The organism is Oceanicaulis sp. MMSF_3324, assembly GCF_030733545.1.
Taxonomy (GTDB): Bacteria; Pseudomonadota; Alphaproteobacteria; order Caulobacterales; family Maricaulaceae; genus Oceanicaulis.
This window is the reverse complement of the sequence record NZ_JASHIU010000004.1, coordinates 57,148-72,797: the sequence shown is the minus strand read 5'-3', so window position 1 is coordinate 72,797 and position 15,650 is coordinate 57,148. Positions and strand designations below refer to the sequence as shown.

The following is a 15,650-nucleotide window of genomic DNA, read 5'->3' as shown; positions in this document are numbered from 1 at the left end:
CGCCGTCACGAATTGTCGCGCCGCCAGGTCAGGCGGCCGACATGTATATGATACGCGAAGTAAACAGCCAGCAAAGCCAGCACCATTCCGAACCAGGTAATGGCATACGCCAGATGGCGTTCGGGCGGCGTCTGGGTCAGATAGGCGGGCGGCGCACCATCGCTCAGCGCCAGCCAGACCTCGGTGTTCAGCTGCTGCGCCGACACCTCCAGCACCGGCGCCATGGCCTCAGGATCAAAAGCGTAAAACTCGTTCGCAGCCGGGTTGGCGGGCGGGGTGAAAGGCCCCTGCCCCAAGGGTTGTTCAAAGCGCAGCTGGGTGAAGTCGGATGCCTGGACGACAGCGCCGTCATCCGCCCGGGTCGCGGTCTCCAGCCCTTCAAAGCCGGTTTCCATCAGGACCCGCGTATCGCCCTCACAGGCGCTGACCGGCGTGAAGAGCCGCCAGCCCGGCGCCCCTTGAGGGCTCCGCCCCGAGACGCGCACCACAGCGCTGTCATTGTCGATCTGCGGCGGCACGACACGGCGGCCGATCTCGGCGCGGTCCTCGCACAGGCTCTGCGCCAGCATAACCGGTTCAGCCTGGGCGGTGGCGGCGAAATCCGCCAGGACATCCACCTTCCAGGCGCGCCGATCCAGTTGCCAGCTGCCCAGCCAGACCAGCAGCGCCAAAGCCGGCAGCATCAGAACACTCAGTACAGGGAGCGGGCGAAAGCTCGCCATCAGGTCACGCCGCGTCAGTATCGTTTCGGGAAGCCGCGCCAGGACGGGAATCCGGTTCATCGCCTTGAGGCGCCAGATCCAGCTGCGCCTCATGGGCGTTGTGCTTCCATTGCAGGGCGAACAGGGTCGCCTTGAAGGGGGGCAGGATCAACAGCGTCAGCACCGTGGACAGAGGCAGCCACAACAGCATGTGAAGCCAGACCGGCGGCGAGACCGCAAGTTCCAGCGCCAGGGCGGCGGGAACCACGATGAAACCAACGATGGACATCACGAACACGGCGGGGCCGTCGCCGGAATCCTCATTGGAAAAATCAAGGCCGCAGACGCCGCAGGCGTCCGCGACCTTGAGATAGCTTCGAAACAGAGCCCCTTTTCCGCAGCGGGGGCAGCGCCCCAGAAGGCCGGCGCGCAAGGAGCTCGTTTCAGTCATTTAGTGTCCTACTCCATGGACGGTGCCGAGGCCGGCGAAGGCCACGTACACGAAGGCGAACAGGAACAGCCAGACCACGTCCACGAAGTGCCAGTACCAGGCGGCGGCCTCGTAGCCGAAATGGTGTTCCTTGGTCCAATGGCCCATCAGCAGACGGATCAGGCAGACCGCCAGGAAGATGGTGCCGATGATGACATGGGCGCCGTGGAAACCGGTCGCCATGTAGAAGGTCGCGCCATAGAGGCTGCCCGAAATGCCGAAAGCGGCGTGGGAGTACTCATAGGCTTGCAGCGCGGTGAAGCACACGCCCAGGACAACCGTCAGCAGGGTGCCCAGCTTGGCGCCCTTGCGATCACCGTGCTGCAGCGCGTGGTGCGCCCAGGTCACGGTGGTGCCCGACAGCAGCAGGATCAGCGTGTTGATCAGCGGCAGGTGGAACGGGTCAAAGGTCTGGATACCCGGCACGCCGTTTTCCCAGCCCGAATAGTCGATGCCCAGCACTTCACCGGTCCAGCCCGCACCGGCGCGATCGCCGTGGAACAGGGCCATGTCGAAGAACATCCAGAACCAGGCTGCGAAGAACATCACCTCGGAGACGATGAACAGCAGCATGCCATAGCGCAGGCCGATATCGACGACCGGCGTGTGATCGCCCTTCTGGCCTTCCTTGATGACATCGCCCCACCAGCCGAACATCACATAGATGATGATGGCGAAGCCCAGCAGCATCAGGATCGGGGATCCTTGCTGCAGGAAGAAGTAGAAGATCGACTCTTCATTGGTCGACAGGCCCTTCATGAAGACGACCGCGCCAAGCGTCAGCACAAATGCGCCGAGCGAAGCGACGAACGGCCAAGGGCTGGGGTCGACGAGGTGATAGTCGTGTTTAACGGCTGCGCCGGCCATGATGCTCTCCCGCCAGTATTTCCGGGTCAAATTACGAGCGACTCTATAGCTTCGCCCGCCCCGGTATTCAATTAATCACACGCGTTAGCGCTTACTGGGCGTCAGCATCCGAACCGGACGCCTCCGCAGTTTCATAGACCCGCTCGTCACCGGCTTCCCAGAACGTGTAGGAAAGCGTGACGGTGCGGATATCGTCCAACCGGTCTTCTTCGTCCATAAGGGGATCTACGAAGAAGATCACCGGCATATCCATGGATTCGCCCGGTTCGAGTGTCTGCTCGGTAAAGCAGAAGCATTCCAGCTTGGAAAAATACGGCCCCATCTTGAACGGGCTGACATTATAGCTGGCGATGCCCGTTACGGGGCGGTCCGAGGTGTTCGTGGCGCGATAGAAGGCCAAAGCCGTCTCGCCCACGCGTACCTGCATTTCGTTTTGCAGCGGTTCGAACTCCCAGGGGAAGTTCCGGGACCGGGAGGCGTCGAATCGCACGGTCACTTCGCGATCAAGCACCTGGCCGGGATCATACTGGACGACCTGGGTCGTGCCGCCATAGCCGGTCACCCGGCAGAACAGGTCATAGATCGGCACAGCCGCATACGCCATCCCGACCATGCCCACGATGATCGCGCCGCAAACGGCGAAAATCTTGGTGTTCTTGTCGAGACGGGACCACATGAACGGCTAGCCTCCTGCGTTATAATTGCCGGCGAGACGGACCATCGTTGTCACGAAGATCAGTCCTACGAACACAAATAGACCGAGCGCGATGGCGCGGTTGCGACGCTTGCGCGCAGCCTTCTGCTCTTCGGTGAGCGCGACGAACTCGGCATCCCCCTCGGCGGCGGTCTGCGCGTTCTCGGTCTTGTTCAGATCATCGCTCATGCAACGCCTCCCAGAAGGCTGAGGACCGGCTTGTAGGCGCCCGCGCCATGCTCGACGAGCAGCGCAGCGAACAGCAAGGTCAGATGGGCGATGGAATAGGCGAACAGGTCACGCGCGGCCTTGTCGCCGGCGCGAACGGCGTAAAGCTCGTCCTCGGCGGCGTTGGCGTCACCCGCACGGGACGCGAACACGCGTACCGCCAGCAGGGCGAACAGCGCGCCGCCAATGACGACGGCGCCCGCATAAAGCCAGCCGCCCAGGCCGGTGACGATCGGCGCAGCGGTCGCGGCCAGATACAGCGCGGTGTAGATCAGGATTTGCAAACGGGTGGATTTCGCGCCCTTGGCGACCGGCATCATCGGCACGCCGGCAGCGGAATAATCACCCGATTTGTAGAGCGCCAGCGCCCAGGAATGGGGCGGCGTCCACAGGAAGATGATCGCGAACAGCAGCACCGAGTTGAGGCTGATGTCCCCGGTGGCGGCAGCCCAGCCGATCATCGGCGGAAACGCGCCTGCAGCGCCGCCAATGACGATATTCTGTGGCGTCGAGCGCTTCAGCCACATGGTGTAGATCACCGTGTAGAAGAAGATGGAAAAGGCCAGCAGGCCCGCGGCGACATAGTTGGTCGCCAAAGCCATCAGCAGCACGGACGCCAGCGCCATCACGCCGGAGAAGACATAGGCTTCATTGGCGGGCACGCGGCCGGTCGGCACCGGGCGGCGCCGGGTGCGCTTCATGATGGCGTCGATATCGGCGTCATAGGCCATGTTGAACGCGCCAGCCGCGCCCGCGCCCACGGCAATGCAGAGCATGGCGATGGCGGCGGTCAGGAAGTTCACGTCAACAGGCGCAGCCGCAAAACCCGCCAGACCGGTGAACACCACCAGGGTCATGACGCGCGGCTTCATCAGCGAGACATAGTCTCGCCAGGACGCCAGCGCTGCGGCGTCCGAAGGATCGCTGGGCGGCGCTGCGTCAGCAGCGCCGCCCTTGCGAAGATCGGCGGAAAGGTCGGTCACGGTATTCGCTTCCGGTTCCGTCTGTTGGCTCAACGTCACCGCTACTTGATGCGCGGCAGTTCGTTGAACTGGTGGAAGGGCGGCGGCGAGGACAAGGTCCACTCCAGCGTGGTCGCGCCTTCGCCCCACGGATTCGCTTCGGCCGGACGGCGACGCAGGATCGACTCAACCAGCAGCACGAAGAACACCGCCATGCCGATGAGCATCACGACGTAGCCCATGGACGAAACGTGGTTCCACAGCGCGAAGCCATCCGGATAATCCACATACCGGCGCGGCATGCCCTGCAGACCCAGGAAGTGCTGCGGGAAGAAGATCAGGTTGGCGCCCACGAAGAAGAAGAAGAACTGAATGTTCGCCAGCGTCTCGTTGAACTTGATGCCGAAGATCTTCTCATACCAGTAGTAGAAACCGGCGAAGATGGAGAACACCGCGCCCAGCGACAGCACGTAGTGGAAGTGCGCCACCACGTAATAGGTGTCGTGAAGGGACTGGTCGATGCCGGCGTTGGACAGCATCACGCCGGTCACGCCGCCCACGGTGAACAGGAAGATGAAGCCGATCGCCCAGATCATCGGGGTGCGGAACTGGATGGAGCCGCCCCACATGGTGGCGATCCACGAGAAGATCTTGATGCCGGTCGGCACCGCAATGATCATCGTGGCGGCCACGAAATAAGCTTTCAGGTTCACGTTCAGGCCCACGGTGTACATGTGGTGCGCCCACACGATGAAGCCGATGAAGCCGATGGCGACCATGGCGTAGGCCATGCCCAGATAACCAAAGACCGGCTTGCGCGAGAAGGTGGACACGATGTGGGAGATCATGCCGAAGCCGGGCAAGATCAGGATGTACACTTCCGGGTGACCGAAGAACCAGAACAGGTGCTGGTACATGATCGGATCGCCGCCGCCGGCGGGATCAAAGAAAGTCGTGCCGAAGTTACGGTCGGTCAGCAGCATGGTCAGGGCGCCGGCCAGGACCGGAACCGAGAGCAGCAGCAGGAAGGCGGTCACCAGCACGGACCAGGCGAACAGCGGCATCTTGTGCAGGGTCATGCCTGGCGCGCGCATGTTGAAGATCGTGGTGATGAAGTTGATCGAGCCCAGCAGCGAGCTCACGCCGGCGATGTGCAGCGAGAAGATCACCATGTCGAAGGCGGGCCCGTTATGGCCCGATGTCGACAAGGGCGGGTACATCACCCAGCCGCCGCCAAAGCCGTTATCCCCGCCTGCGCCCGGCACGAACATCGATGCGAACAGCATGATGAAGGAGAAGGGCAGCAGCCAGAAGGAGATGTTGTTCATCCGCGGGAAGGCCATGTCCGGCGCGCCGATCATCAGTGGCACGAACCAGTTGCCGAAACCGCCGATCATGGCGGGCATGACCATGAAGAAGATCATGATCAGACCGTGCATGGTCGTGATGACGTTATAGTTATGCTCGTTGCCCCAGAAGCCGTTGTTGAAGACCTGAAGGCCCGGCTCGGCGAGCTCCCAACGGATGAGGCCGGACATGGCGCCGCCAATCACCCCCGCGAAGATCGCGAAGATGAGGTACATCGTGCCAATGTCCTTGTGGTTGGTGGAATATACCCAGCGCTTCCAATCCCAGATGCTGGGGGTGTGATCGTCGTGATGCGCAGCAGCGTCTGACATCTGATCTCTCCTTATTGGACGGAAGCGAGGCGAGCGTCGCCGCGCAGGTCATCATAGTAGGCGACCAGGACTTCCGGCGCCGTGTAGGGGTCTTCATTGGCCGCTTCGACCCATGCGTTGAACACCTCTTCAGGCACCACATGGACCTCGATCGGCATATAGGCATGGCGCAGGCCGCACAGCTCGGAGCACTGACCGTAATAGATGCCTGGCTCGTCAACGGTGAACCAGGTTTCGTTCAGGCGGCCCGGAATGGCGTCCATCTTGATGCCAAAAGCCGGCATCGCCCAGTTGTGGATCACATCGGACGCGGTCACTTCCACGCGCACCGTCGCGCCCGTCGGCACCACGACCGGCAGATCGGTCGACAGGTTGCGCAGGGCTGCATACGGGTGAGAAGCGATGTCCTCGTCCGCAATCATGTTCGCGACATAATCAAAGCCGCCATGATCGGGATAGGTGTAGGTCCAGTTCCACTGGTTGCCGGTGGTCTTGATGGTGAAATCCGCTTCGGGAATCACATCTTGCAGGTACAGCAGCTTGAAGGACGGCACCGCAATCACGACCAGGATCAGGATCGGGATGCCCGTCCAGATCACTTCAACCAGCGTGTTGTGGCTGAATTTCTTGGCCTCAGGACTCTTCTTGCTGTTGTAGCGCACCATCACCCAGACCAGCAGGCCCAGAACGACCAGCGAGATGGCCGTGATGATCCACAACACCATGGAGTGGAAAACCGAAATGTTTTCCATGACCGGGGTTACAGCGTCCTGCAGTCCCAGATTGCCGTCGACCGGCGCACCGACCACGGTGGCCGAAGCGCTGGCTGTCGTAACACAAAGGGCGGCGAAGGCGCCCAGTATGGCCGAGAATCGCATAATTCCCCCAAATCCTGGTTCTATCGTCTGGTTGGCGACGCTTGATTGAGAGGTGCGATCAAACGTCACTTGTGGCGACGAGTCGCCACCTCCGAGTTCGGCACGATATAGACTGCTATGACGTGCTAGCCAATCGAGCTTGAGCGCCTTTTTGTCGCACTTGGCCGTCTTTTTCCACCTCCTTGTACGCATGAAAGTCTGGCCGCGTGATTTAGGCTTTGCTAACCTTCCTCATCACTATGAACTCTGAGGGGGCCAGATTCATGTCGACACACAGCTTTCACACCCGTTCCAACCGTCCTGTCATTCAGGCGCTGACCGGCGGCGTTTGCGGCCTGGCCATGGCGGCCTTGCTGGCGCTGGCGGTGTCTTTCGCCTTTTCCGGACGCGCACTGGGCCAAGAGGGCGACGCCCGGTACGAATGTGAAGCGGGCGCACGCGACACCAATGCTACGGGCCGCGCGCTCGGCGCCTGCGATCTTCTGCTGCGGGACGCGTCCGTGACGGGCGAGACCCGCGCCCGCGTGCTGACCAATCGCGCCGTCATGCTGCTGGCCCGTGGCCAGAACATCCAGGCGCGTTCCGATCTGGAAGAAGCCGTCGAATTGTCACCGGAACTGGCGGAAGCCTGGCTGAACCTGTCCGCGGCGCAAATCGCCACTGGCTCGGCCCAGACCGCCATCGAGACCGCTCGTCAGGCCCGTGAACTGGGCGCCAGCGCCGCGCTGGCCGCGTTCAACACCGCTATCGCACTGGAAACGCTGGGCCGCTTTGAAGACGCCTATGCCGCTTATAACGAGGCCGCGCAGAGCGATCCCGAGAATGTCACCCTCGCCGCCCAGCCGGCCCGCTTCATCTGGCACCAGGGCTAGATCGCGTTCCAGGCGCGTCTTGATTTCACGTAGAAGCGATAGGCGCATCAGATCCGAGCGATAGGGATTGCGCCATCCAAGCGGCGCCGCGCAAGCCGCTGCTGTCGCCCCAGACGTGTCGTCGAACGACAGGCTGGGGCCGCGTGTCTACTTGCCCAGCATGGAAAATATAGTCCGGGAGCGCCTCGCTGACGATGGACACCAGTCCATCATTGTCTGAGACGCCGCCGCCCAACACGATCACATCAGGGTCAATCTGATTAACAACCACGCTCAATGCGCGCGCGAGATCGAGCCCGTAGCGGTGCAAGGCTGTTTGAGCGTCAGCATCCTTCTGCTCAATCAAGCGCGCGAACTGAGCGCCCTCAACGCTCCGACCTGTTAGCCTTTGATATCGCTCAGCCAGCGCCCGTCCCCGCAAAACAGTTTCAACGCACAGCGATTGACCGCAAAAACAGGTTGGAACCGGGCCCAGCTCGGCTTCAAGGCGCTCAAAGTCTGCACGGCTTCTTACAGGAAACGGATTATGCCCCCACTCTCCGCACAGCCCATGGGCCCCATGCCAGGGACGCCCATCCACGGCGAGACCGCCGCCAACACCCGTTCCCAGTACCACGCCGAATACCATTGACGCCTCTTTAGCGGCGCCATCCATGGCTTCAGACACCGCAAAGCACACGCCATCATTGGCCATGACGGCATTGCGTCCCAGCCTGCTTTCAATATCGACCTTTAACGGCTGTTCGTTCATCCAGAGCGCGTTGGAATTCTTCACGCGCCCGTCTTGATCTATCGCCCCTGGCAGGCACATGCCAATCGGCTGTCTAGGTCCAAGTCCCCCTTGCCGAACTCCAGTCTCAACCATGTCCACAAGCAGGTCGAGAAACGCCTGATATGGATCGGGGTCAGCGAGCTGCGGCGTGGGCCGGCGATCCCGCCAAACAACTTCGCCGGTTTGATCCACCAACCCGAGTTCGGTTTTTGTGCCCCCCACATCAATGCCAAGAGCAGGCTTATTATTGTCGAACCGTCTCACTCTTTGAATATGACCCTACTTAATTCAATAGTTTCGGTAACAACCGCTCGAAGATGTTCGGGATGCTCACCCTCGCCTTCGTCTGCTTCCATCGGAGTGGCTGTGAAAACCATGACGGCTTTTACGCCTTTCTTGCCGATCTTATCATGAAGCTTGTCCCAATGCTGAGACAGCCAATAGGCCGAACCGGATGTTCCGCCATGTCCCACGCCGGCGCAAAGGATTTGTCGCCCATCCACGCCCGAGTTCTGTCCCACACAACGGATAACCACAACGCCGATATTCCAGCGCTTGGAGTCTTGCTGAGAAATGTCGATAGGATCCGTAGATTTCGTAGTCACCAGCAGGTTCGCAGACTCGCCCTCATCGACTTCCCTCATTGATATGGACTTAAAGTCGGTTAATGCCGCAAGCGCCCGGACAGATGTCTCGGGATTGCGGATAGGAAGGTTGGACAGCTCGACCTGTGCCTTGCGGAATTGGTTCAAGCTACTGATCAAGAATTGCGTGTTCGGATTGGTCTGCAAACCGAATGCGAGAAAGCTGTCCCCCGCATTAAACAATTCATCACCCGCTTTGATCACTGGGCCACTGATGGTGTACTTGCCGATCTCGTCAAGCAGGAAGGACGCGCCTTCAAGGTCGCTGGAGGCGATGATCCGGCGAATATCGCCGGCCTTGTACCGGTCAGGCACATTTTGTGGAGTGAAGCGCTTTCGGGTTGTGTAAAGGCCTGCTGCGTTCAAGGCCGTGTTGGCTTCATCGGAGATTTTGAACTCAGGAATAGAGACAATGTATCGCTGCGTCCTGATCTGGTGACCGAACACGCGTTTGAATCGACGGCGCAGTAAAAGCTGGTAAACGGTCTCCGCATTGGTCACGAAAATCGTCAACAAGGTCACCGTCAGAAGGATGTTGGCTTTTACAAAGCTGTAATAGCTGTAGACCCAGAAAGCGGCGAACTCCGGCAGGCTATCGCTCCAATCGAAATGGGTAATGGCCCAGGCCACGCAAGCGCCGAGCAGAATGGCGAATGCGATAACGCATAGCAGGACGCGCCCCCAACTAGACAACCAGCGAAAAAGATTGACCAAAACAAACATCACGCCCCCGCAGATGCCATCAGATGTCTCAATCATATCCGCTCAAAGGGGAAACCTCTACGCTTAATGCGCTCGATGGTTGTTATTTCTGATTGACCATACGCGTCTGTCCGCGCCCCTCGCACTCACTTGCCGCACGGTCTATGTATGGGGCGTACCGCCACGTGCAGGAGCCGTTATGACCACTGATCCGTTCACCGCTTTTGAATTTGACGCTGATGATGCGGGCCGCGTGCTCGACGAGGCGCTGGTCGGGGCGGATGACGGCGAACTGTTCCTTGAAACATCGGCGTCTGAAAGCCTCGCCTTCGATGATGGCCGGCTGAAAGTGGCCAATTTCGACGCCGAGCGCGGCTTTGGCTTGCGCGGCGTGTTCGGCGAGGCGTCCGGCTTCGCCCATTCCTCTGACCCCACCCTGGCGGCGCTCAAACGCGCGGGTGAAACCGCGAGCGCCGCCCGTCAGGGGCGCGACGCGGTGATGGCGCCCTCCCCGGCCCGCGCCAACCAGACCCTCTACAAGGATGTGGACGTCATCGCCCAGCCGGGGTTCGAAGCGAAATCCACCCTGCTGGCTGAAATCGACGCCTATCTGCGCGCCAAGGATCCTGAAGTGGTCCAAGTGTCCGCCTCTGTCTCCGCCTCGCGCCGGGTCATCGGCATTGTCCGCACAGGCGGCGATGTGCGCACCGAGGTGCGTCCGCTGGTGCGCGTGAATGTGGCCGTGACCTGTGAACGCCAGGGCCGCCGGGAAACCGGATCGGCCGGGGCCGGCGGTCGCGCCGCCTTTGATCAATGGATTGAACCCGGCGCCTGGAAAGGCCTCGCCGACGAAGCGCTGCGGGTCGCCAAGGTCAATCTGGAAGCCGTGGATGCCCCTGCGGGCGAATGGCAGGTCGTGTTGGGCCCGGGCTGGCCCGCCATCCTGCTGCACGAAGCGGTGGGCCATGGCCTTGAAGGCGATTTCAACCGCAAGGGCGCATCCGCCTTTTCCGGCAAGATCGGTCAACAGGTCGCCGCCAAGGGCGTGACCGTCGTTGACGATGGCACCATTCCCGATCGGCGCGGCTCCTTGAGCTTTGATGACGAGGGCACGCCCACCGGCCGAACGGTGTTGATCGAGGACGGCGTGCTCAAAGGCTATATGCAGGATCGGCAGAACGCCCGTCTGATGGGGGTGGAGCCCACTGGCAACGGCCGGCGGGAAAGCTATGCCCACCCGCCCATGCCGCGCATGACCAACACCATCATGGAAGCGGGCGATCGCGATCCGGGCGAAATCCTGGAGAGCCTGAAGGACGGCATCTACGCCAAGAATTTCGGCGGCGGTCAGGTGGATATCACCTCGGGCAAGTTCGTGTTCCGCTGCACCGAGGCCTATCGCGTGCGCGACGGGAAGATCTGCGAGCCGATCAAGGGCGCGACCCTGATTGGCGACGGCCCGACTGCGCTGACGAAGATCTCCATGATCGGCAATGACATGAAGCTCGATCCGGGCGTGGGCACCTGCGGCAAGGCCGGTCAGGGCGTGCCGGTCGGCGTGGGCCAACCCACTTTGCGCATTGACGGTTTGACGGTCGGCGGCACGGGCTAGGCGTTTAGTTGCCGATAGATCAGCTTACATTTCATCCACTTATTACAATGTATCCACTTACCGCATTGTAATACGTCATTCCAAACCAGCCGTCCTAGCTTGCACTCGATTTTGATTTGCAAGGCTGGAACGATGATGTTTGCCCGGACGACCCCGCTTGCCCTTCTGTTGACTGTGACCGCACCGGCTTTCGCTGATGATGCGCCCGAGCCGGTGGTCGCCGAGGGTGAAGCGGACGGCGCCATCCTGGCCTATCCGGCCAGCTTCTTCACCGAATTCAGCCCGGTGACCGCGCGCGACATGATCAACCGCCTGCCGGGGTTCTCCCTGTCTGATGGAGATACCGGGCGCCGTGGTCTGGCGGACGCGTTCGGCAACCTTCTGATCAATGGTCAACGCCCCTCCGACAAGACGCTGGGCCTGGGCACGGTGCTGCAACGGATCCCGGCCAGTCAGGTCGTCCGGATCGAACTGATCCGCGAGCCCCTCCCCGAATATGAAATGCGCGGCTACAGCCAGCTCGCCAATGTCATCCTGGCCGACGGGTCGGGCACGCGCGCCAGCTTTCAGCACACCCTGACCCGGAACAACTCGTCGCGTCTGGCGTCCGCCATGGAAAGCTCGATCACGCGCCCGGTCGGTTCCGGCGAAATCACGCTGGGGCTGAACTGGGAAGCGTGGGGCCCGGCCAACGACCGCACCTTCATCACCGAAACTCCGGACGGCGATCTGATTTCGCGTGAACGCTATAATGACCAGCGCCGCTATCGCGAGATCGAGCCCTCGATCAGCTTTGCCGGCCCCATTGGTGACGCGATGCAGTTGCGGGTCAACGCCAATGCCGAATTCGTCGCCTGGCGGCGCAGTATTTCAGGGTTCATCTATGATGACGCCAACCAGCCCGCCGCCTATCTCGACCAGGTCAATGATGAGCGCAGCTGGGAAGCGGCCCTGTCGACCACGCTGGAGCGCGACTGGGGCGAGGGGCTGGCCTCCACGACCACCTTCCTGCTGACGCGCTCGGATACCGATAACGGGCCCGAAACCGAAAGCGTCCACACGCTGGGCGCCGGCATTGAGCGCGTGCAGGTGCTCTATCAGAACGCCGAGGAAGAAACGGCCCTGCGCCACAGCTTTGACTGGACGATCTCAGACGCCCACTCGCTGACCTTCGGCGCGGAAGCCGCCTTCAACGCGCTCGACGCCAGCCTGGCGCTGTTTGAGGACACGGGCGGCGGGTTTGTGCCCATCCCGCTTCCCGTCAGCGATACGCGGGTCGAGGAAGTGCGCGGCGAGGCCTTCGCCGACACCGTCTGGGTGATCAATGACGCCTTCAGCCTGGAAGGGGGGCTGCGTTACGAATACAGCGAAATATCCCAAACCGGCCCTGCCGGACAGGCGCGCACTTTCACCTATCTCAAGCCGCGCGCCAGCGCGACCTGGCGTCCGGGCGAGCAGCGCCGCTTTCGGGTCGGGATTGAGCGCAATGTGGATCAGCTTGATTTCGGAAACTTCGCCAGCTCCGTCGACCTGAACTCTGATCAGGTCGATGTGGGCAATCCCGATTATCGCCCGCAAACTGACTGGACGCTGGAAGCGGAATTTGAACAGCGCTTCAACGAGGACGCCTCAGTCACCCTGACCCTGGGCCGGGTCTGGCGCCAGGATCTGGACGATTACATCGCCATCATCACCCCGACCGAAGTGTTTGACGCACCCGGCAATATCGGCGACGGGGGCCTGAACCGCATCACGCTGGACTGGACCAGCCCGCTGGGCTGGCTGGGCCTGCGCAACGCCACGCTGGACGGGTTTGTGGAATGGTTTGACAGCAATGTGGATGACCCGGTCACGGGCGAGGAGCGGTCCTGGTCCTGGATTTCGGAATGGGAAGTCCGATTTGACTTCCGCCAGACCTTCCCCGAACGGCAGATGGCCTGGGGCTGGGATTATTTCTATCTCTCTGACGCATCCTCTTACCGGGTAAGCCGCTTCACGAACATTCAGCGCCCTGCGGGAGATCTGGATGTCTATGTGGAGACCACCCGCTGGCTCGGGCTGACCACGCGACTGGGCGCCAATTTCACGCTCGACACGACGGAACGCCAGGATCTGATTTTCTATGACGGCTCTCGGGCGGACGGGATCGAACGCCTGCATCAGCAACGTTATTTCGACCATGGCCCGCAGGTCTTCCTCAGTGTGCGAGGCGCCTTCTGATCCGGACAGCTTCACAGCAATGTGAGATTTCTTTCCGCTTCATTATCTGAATTTTTGGTCGCGCGTACTAGTGTCCCGCGCCATGAAACAGATGCTTTATCCCTGCCTGATGGGCCTCGCCCTCAGCGCAATGCCCGCCCTCGCCCTGGGTCAAGCGGCGCCCGATGCGCAGCAGACCGATGCCGTACTGACTTACGAGCCTGTTTTCTTTGCGGATTACAACCCGCAATCGGCTCTGGATCTGGTCACGCGAGTCCCCGGATTTGATCTGCAGGGCGGCGGTGGCGGCCGCGGTCTGGACGCCGCTCTGGGCAATGTTCTGATCGATGGTCGCCGCCCCAGCTCCAAAGCCGGGGTGACGACCTTGTTGCAGCGCCTGCCCGCCGCCACGGTCCTGAGAGTTGAGCTGATCCGCTCTCCCGTTCCCGGCATCGACATGGCCGGTCAGGATCAGGTGGTCAATGTGATCACCGATCGCTCGGGCGGATGGACCGGCGCCTGGAATGGCGAAGCGCGCTTGTTCGAAAGCGGACGGGTGATTCCGCGTGGAGACGCCTCCATGACGCGCACATCCCCGAACGCCACACTGACTTTGGCGGTGGATCTGTCCGGTCACGCCAATGGTCGCGATGAGCTCCGGCGCATTTTTGACCTGACCCGGGGCGCCGCACTGGAGAGTCGGATCGAAGACCGTTTTCAGGAGCGCTTCTGGGATTTGACCCCGTCTGTGGGCTATCAGCGCCAGTTTGATGCCGGACACAGCCTGCGCGTGGATGCCCGCGTTTGGGCCTGGGGTTTTGCGGCAAACCGGACCGGTTTTGTTGAAGATGCGCAATCGGTGTTGCTCGGCTCTGCCGCCAGCCGGTCCGAGACGGATGCTTACGGGACTGAGGTCTCCGCCGATTATGATCATCGTCTCAGCGATGTCTGGTCGCTGAAACTGACAGCGCTTCAACGACTGACGATTGAAGAGAGCAATGACCGGTTCGTCGATTTCGAGCCAACAGGCGCGCTTGACGATGTCACCCGCATTGCAGAAACCGAAGACGAAGGCGAAACCGTTCTGCGTCTGGAAGCCCGGCGCGCCAGCTCTCCCTCCCGCTCGCGCACCTTCATCCTGGAAGGCGCTTACAACTTCCTTGAAGGTGATTTCGACCTGTTTGAAGACGACGGAACAGGCGAAATCGAAGTCGACCTGCCGGTGTCCGACACACGGGTGGAGGAACACCGGGTCAATGCGGGCGTCAGCGAGCTGTGGCGCTTGTCGCCCCGATGGACGCTGGACGCCACGGCGGCTGTGGAGTTCAGCCGTATCGCCCAGACCGGGGATGCCGAGAAAGAGCGCACCTTCACCTATTTCAAACCTGAAGCGACCCTGACCTGGACCCCACGCGAAACGGACCAGATCCGGTTCAGCCTGCGCCGCAGTGTGGGACAGCTCTCCTTCGGCGACTTCATCTCCTCTGTGGATGTGGTTGATGATACGGAAAGTCTGGGTAATCCCAATCTGGAGCCTGAACGCACCACCGCCGCCCAGGTCGAGTGGACGCGCCGCTTCTGGCAGGAAGGCGCGCTCACCGTGATCCTCCGTCATGAATGGGTGGAAGGCGTGCTCGATAGTGTCCCTGTCGGCCTGTCGGGCGATGCGCCGGGCAATCTTGATGATGGCCAACGCAGCTGGATCGAGTTTGAAGCCGATCTGCCCACCGACCGGTTCGGGGTGGACGGCGGGCTGCTCGTGCTCAGCGGTCGCTTGCGCGACACCAATGTGCCTGATCCGGTGACCGGCGAGGACAGACGCTTCCGCGGCGATGAAGACTGGCGCTTCAGCCTCGACTTCCGTCAGGACTTGCCCGGCTGGGGCATGGCGTGGGGCTTTGACTATTCCGTCCAGGGCGATGAGGACTTCTATCGCCGCCGGGAATTCAGCCGCACCTCCGACGCCCGCGGCGATCTGGATGTCTTTGCCGAAAAGCAGATCTGGGGCGGCATGACGGCCCGGCTCGGTGTGGAACTCAATGGCGGGACCAATGGCCGAGAGCGCTATCGCTGGCCCGTCAGTCGCGCCATCGGCGTCCCCACCCAGCTGGAACGCCGCGAACAGGAGTCCGACGGTTACGTCACCTTTGCGCTGCGTGGCGTATTCTGAAGCCAGCCTCTCGCTAGGCGTTGCGATGTCGGGGCGCTTTTGCGCGCCCCCGCGTCCGCTCCGTGCAGCGCTCTCTGACCTGCGTCATTTGTAATACGGCCATGACCGACCTAGCTGTTAGGCTCTAGCCTGACAGCCCAACGCCGGACATGTGACGATCCGGCGACGCTGCGCGGAGGA

The 15,650-nt window shown here is 61.5% G+C and carries 14 protein-coding genes; 4 read left to right on the top strand and 10 right to left on the bottom strand.

Annotation, left to right across the window (positions count from 1 at the left end; genetic code table 11):
* Positions 1-5: 5 nt before the first annotated feature.
* From RBA95_RS06030 to coxB, 8 genes are all read right to left on the bottom strand, one after another.
* Positions 6-722: an SURF1 family protein gene (locus tag RBA95_RS06030; protein WP_306015937.1), complete on the bottom strand. Its 717-nt coding sequence runs from the start codon at positions 720-722 to the stop codon at positions 6-8.
* A 4-nt stretch (positions 723-726) separates the two neighbouring features.
* A complete protein-coding gene (locus tag RBA95_RS06025; protein WP_306015936.1) occupies positions 727-1,152 on the bottom strand; it encodes a DUF983 domain-containing protein in 426 nt (141 codons plus the stop codon).
* A complete protein-coding gene (locus RBA95_RS06020) occupies positions 1,153-2,058 on the bottom strand; it encodes a cytochrome c oxidase subunit 3 (protein WP_306015935.1) in 906 nt (301 codons plus the stop codon).
* Positions 2,059-2,149: 91 nt separating this feature from the next.
* On the bottom strand, positions 2,150-2,734 hold the full coding sequence (locus tag RBA95_RS06015; RefSeq protein ID WP_306015934.1) for a cytochrome c oxidase assembly protein: 585 nt from the start codon (positions 2,732-2,734) through the stop codon (positions 2,150-2,152).
* A gap of 6 nt (positions 2,735-2,740) precedes the next feature.
* Complete coding sequence (locus RBA95_RS06010) at positions 2,741-2,941, bottom strand: hypothetical protein (protein ID WP_306015933.1); 201 nt, start codon at positions 2,939-2,941, stop codon at positions 2,741-2,743.
* Positions 2,938-3,963 carry a heme o synthase gene (gene cyoE / locus RBA95_RS06005; protein ID WP_306015932.1) on the bottom strand — a complete coding sequence of 342 codons (1,026 nt, stop codon included), beginning with the start codon at positions 3,961-3,963 and terminating at the stop codon, positions 2,938-2,940. Before cyoE ends, RBA95_RS06010 begins: the two co-directional genes overlap by 4 nt.
* 41 nt (positions 3,964-4,004) lie before the next feature.
* Positions 4,005-5,621 carry a cytochrome c oxidase subunit I gene (ctaD, locus tag RBA95_RS06000; protein ID WP_306015931.1) on the bottom strand — a complete coding sequence of 539 codons (1,617 nt, stop codon included), beginning with the start codon at positions 5,619-5,621 and terminating at the stop codon, positions 4,005-4,007.
* Between the two features lie 11 nt (positions 5,622-5,632).
* Positions 5,633-6,499: a cytochrome c oxidase subunit II gene (coxB, locus tag RBA95_RS05995; protein WP_306015930.1), complete on the bottom strand. Its 867-nt coding sequence runs from the start codon at positions 6,497-6,499 to the stop codon at positions 5,633-5,635.
* A 263-nt stretch (positions 6,500-6,762) separates the two neighbouring features.
* On the opposite strand from coxB, the gene RBA95_RS05990 reads away from it, so the two are divergent.
* Positions 6,763-7,371, top strand: coding sequence for a tetratricopeptide repeat protein (locus tag RBA95_RS05990; protein WP_306015929.1), 609 nt, complete (start codon positions 6,763-6,765; stop codon positions 7,369-7,371).
* Between the two features lie 25 nt (positions 7,372-7,396).
* Here the strand turns inward: RBA95_RS05990 and RBA95_RS05985 are convergent, their stop codons facing one another.
* A complete protein-coding gene (locus RBA95_RS05985; protein WP_306015928.1) occupies positions 7,397-8,407 on the bottom strand; it encodes an ROK family protein in 1,011 nt (336 codons plus the stop codon).
* Complete coding sequence (locus RBA95_RS05980; RefSeq protein ID WP_306015927.1) at positions 8,404-9,546, bottom strand: hypothetical protein; 1,143 nt, start codon at positions 9,544-9,546, stop codon at positions 8,404-8,406. Before RBA95_RS05980 ends, RBA95_RS05985 begins: the two co-directional genes overlap by 4 nt.
* A 142-nt stretch (positions 9,547-9,688) precedes the next feature.
* Between RBA95_RS05980 and tldD the strand changes: the two genes are divergently transcribed.
* The 3 genes from tldD (at position 9,689) to RBA95_RS05965 (ending at position 15,470) form a co-directional block, all read left to right on the top strand.
* Positions 9,689-11,101 (top strand): metalloprotease TldD, encoded by a 1,413-nt coding sequence (tldD, locus tag RBA95_RS05975; protein WP_306015926.1) that lies wholly within the window; start codon positions 9,689-9,691, stop codon positions 11,099-11,101.
* A gap of 132 nt (positions 11,102-11,233) precedes the next feature.
* Complete coding sequence (locus RBA95_RS05970) at positions 11,234-13,321, top strand: TonB-dependent siderophore receptor (protein WP_306015925.1); 2,088 nt, start codon at positions 11,234-11,236, stop codon at positions 13,319-13,321.
* 82 nt (positions 13,322-13,403) lie between these two features.
* A complete protein-coding gene (locus tag RBA95_RS05965; RefSeq protein ID WP_306015924.1) occupies positions 13,404-15,470 on the top strand; it encodes a TonB-dependent siderophore receptor in 2,067 nt (688 codons plus the stop codon).
* Positions 15,471-15,650: the final 180 nt, after the last annotated feature.

Coding starts and splice junctions, on each gene's coding strand:
- coxB (WP_306015930.1), bottom strand. CDS start 6,499: ATGCGATTCTCGGCCATACTGGGCGCCTTCGCCGCCCTTTGTGTTACG.
- RBA95_RS06015 (WP_306015934.1), bottom strand. CDS start 2,734: ATGTGGTCCCGTCTCGACAAGAACACCAAGATTTTCGCCGTTTGCGGC.
- RBA95_RS05970 (WP_306015925.1), top strand. CDS start 11,234: ATGATGTTTGCCCGGACGACCCCGCTTGCCCTTCTGTTGACTGTGACC.
- RBA95_RS06025 (WP_306015936.1), bottom strand. CDS start 1,152: ATGACTGAAACGAGCTCCTTGCGCGCCGGCCTTCTGGGGCGCTGCCCC.
- RBA95_RS05980 (WP_306015927.1), bottom strand. CDS start 9,546: ATGATTGAGACATCTGATGGCATCTGCGGGGGCGTGATGTTTGTTTTG.
- tldD (WP_306015926.1), top strand. CDS start 9,689: ATGACCACTGATCCGTTCACCGCTTTTGAATTTGACGCTGATGATGCG.
- RBA95_RS06010 (WP_306015933.1), bottom strand. CDS start 2,941: ATGAGCGATGATCTGAACAAGACCGAGAACGCGCAGACCGCCGCCGAG.
- RBA95_RS06030 (WP_306015937.1), bottom strand. CDS start 722: ATGGCGAGCTTTCGCCCGCTCCCTGTACTGAGTGTTCTGATGCTGCCG.
- RBA95_RS06020 (WP_306015935.1), bottom strand. CDS start 2,058: ATGGCCGGCGCAGCCGTTAAACACGACTATCACCTCGTCGACCCCAGC.
- RBA95_RS05965 (WP_306015924.1), top strand. CDS start 13,404: ATGAAACAGATGCTTTATCCCTGCCTGATGGGCCTCGCCCTCAGCGCA.
- ctaD (WP_306015931.1), bottom strand. CDS start 5,621: ATGTCAGACGCTGCTGCGCATCACGACGATCACACCCCCAGCATCTGG.
- RBA95_RS05990 (WP_306015929.1), top strand. CDS start 6,763: ATGTCGACACACAGCTTTCACACCCGTTCCAACCGTCCTGTCATTCAG.